Below are 2,430 nucleotides of genomic sequence, written 5' to 3'. Positions count from 1 at the left end.
TGAAGATAACGCCATATTAGCGGCACGCGCTGCATTATATGAGCAACAAAAACGCAGCCGCCCGGAGCGCTGGTCAGTAAGCGTAACTCGAACCACACAACCGGCCAAGATAATTGACGCTAGGGTGTGAGCTCGATATTCCAGGGAAGTAAGTGGTCGATATTATCGCTGTCGTTAATGAGTGGCCACTGCTTGAACAGGCTCATCAGGTAGTCAATCGGTTGCAGGCCGTTGGCTTTGGCGGTTTCTACCAAGCTGTACAGCACCGCACTGGCATCCGCTCCACCGTAGGTATTGGCAAACAGCCAAGCTTTGCGACCAATCACGAACGGTTTGATAGCGCGCTCGGCGCGGTTGTTATCGATATTAATGCGTCCGTCGGTTAAATACACTTGCAACTTCGACCATTGGTTCAATGTATATTGCACGGCTTTGCCTATCACGCTCGTCGGTGGCACTTGGTTTAACTGCGTATCAAGCCACTCTTTCAAGTCGCTCATTACAGCTGCGGATTCGCTTTGCCGTGCATGCAAACGCTCATCCGCTGACTTATCAGCCATCAGCCGTTCAACACGATACAGCTTTTGAATAAACGCAATCGCAACATCGGCTTTACCGGTTTTCTTTTTCCCCTGCACGGTTTTGGCGTCCACGAACTTACGTCTGGCATGTGCCCAGCAACCGGCAAGGATAGCATCAGTTTGCTCGTAACCTTGATAGCCGTCCACTTGCAATGGTCCACGGTAACCCTGCAGGAAGTCCTTCGGATGTGACCCGCCGCGACCATCCTGGTAGTCATACAGTACGATGTTGGGTGGTGATGAGGTATTACCGGGCGGCGGCTTATCTGTGCCGCAACCATACACCCACATGTAGGATTTTCTTTTCTCAGACTGGATGACTTTTATTGTTGTCTCGTCCGCCCACAGCACCGGCTGTTGCACGAGAAGGTCATGCATGCGCTGGTACAGTGGCTCAAGTTTTTGACTCACCGCTACCAACCAACGGCTCATGGTCTGGCGACTGATATCGGCGCCGAACTGCTTGAACATGGCTTCCTGGCGATACAGCGGCAGGCCATACTGGAACTTCGCTGTAATGATTTGGGCCAGTAAGCTTGGCCTAGTGATGCTTTTTGGCAGCATGCTTGCCGGCACCGGTGCCTGCTTTATCCTGGTTTCAGTGCCTTGCTGCTCACAAGTGCGGCAGCTGTATTTAGGTCGAATATGTCGAGTCACCTGCATCTTAGCCGGGATGAAGTCGAGCTTCTCGCTGACATCCTCGCCCATGCGATGCATGTCCGTGCCACAGCATTCGCAGGTTTTATCGTCATCGCTGATATCGTGAATGACTTCTTTACGCGGCAATGATGCATCGAGTCTGGCACGGCGCGATAGTTTTCGGGTGTAGGCAACGTGTTGCTCGGCAGCGACCTCTTCCTCATCAGGATTGAGGATGTCTTCCACTTCGTTGAACAAGTCGCCTTGACCCGGAAGACCTTCAGCACTGGCCGCAAAACGCTTTTTCAGCTCAAGCTGCCATTTTTCAAATAACTGATAGAAGTCACGCTTCCAGCGCTCACTTTCTTGTTGCAGGCGAGCCTTCTCAGCCTGCTGCTCAAGCAGCATAGCTTTGAGTGCTTCAACATCGTCTGGAAGTGTGTTTGCATCAATCTTTTTCATGCGGTCATTATACCGCATAAAACGGCGCTAAGCCGCAACAGATAAAGGCTTTCTTAGACCGATTAGTGATCGAAAAATCATGATTTATGCTTGATCCCTATATGAAAAAAACGATCATATTATCGAGCTAAAATGCAGTGGTTGATGGCCTTTCATCAGGGTAATATCCAGGCCATCCAAAAGCCATGCCCATTGCTGCTCAGTCAGGGAAATGGTGCTGCCTGACATCTTTTTCGGCCATTTGAACCTGGCTTTCTCAAGACGCTTGTACCACAAGCAAAAGCCTGTTTTATCCCAATACAGAGCCTTGAGCTTATCGCGTTGGCGATTGCAAAAAATAAATAGCGCACCACTGAACGGTGAGAGCGCCATTTCACTCTCTACAATGGCACTCAAGCCATTAATGCTTTTACGAAAGTCGACCGGCGCCTTGTGTAAGTAGATTGCCGGTGGCTCAACGAACATCTTCATGCGCTGAGCTCTTTGACCAATTGCGCGACCCAACGCGGTGATACCGACAACGGCAACACCAATTCGGTTTGGCCAAGACGAAGCTGCAAGGTTTGCTGCGCGGTGGCCGACTGAGGCACCGCTAGAGCAAAGCTCGTGTCATTATCTTCAGCTTCGCGCCTAAGCTCTGCTCGACGTTGACTGAAGTAGGCAGAATTTATCCGACATTCCGCATCAAATTCAGGAATAAATCTCTTGGTATAATGTGCCAAGTACATCTATGATCACCTGCTGGCGC

At 50.5% G+C, this 2,430-nt stretch carries 3 protein-coding genes; all 3 read right to left on the bottom strand.

The genetic code is table 11. The features are described from left to right. Positions 1 to 119: 119 nt before the first annotated feature. Positions 120 to 1,682 (bottom strand): IS66 family transposase, encoded by a 1,563-nt coding sequence (locus NO989_RS21700; protein ID WP_371343190.1) that lies wholly within the window; start codon positions 1,680 to 1,682, stop codon positions 120 to 122. A 114-nt stretch (positions 1,683 to 1,796) separates the two neighbouring features. Continuing rightward, on the bottom strand, positions 1,797 to 2,153 hold the full coding sequence (tnpB, locus tag NO989_RS21695) for an IS66 family insertion sequence element accessory protein TnpB (protein ID WP_156086142.1): 357 nt from the start codon (positions 2,151 to 2,153) through the stop codon (positions 1,797 to 1,799). Continuing rightward, a complete protein-coding gene (locus tag NO989_RS21690; protein ID WP_156086141.1) occupies positions 2,150 to 2,410 on the bottom strand; it encodes a hypothetical protein in 261 nt (86 codons plus the stop codon). Before NO989_RS21690 ends, tnpB begins: the two co-directional genes overlap by 4 nt. Between the last annotated feature and the right edge of the window lie 20 nt (positions 2,411 to 2,430).

Origin of the sequence: Alteromonas sp. DY56-G5 (assembly GCF_041414725.1) — a bacterium.
GTDB lineage: Bacteria > Pseudomonadota > Gammaproteobacteria > Enterobacterales > Alteromonadaceae > Alteromonas > Alteromonas macleodii.
Note: the sequence above shows the minus strand (reverse complement) of the source record. Positions and strands in the feature narration are given on the sequence as shown.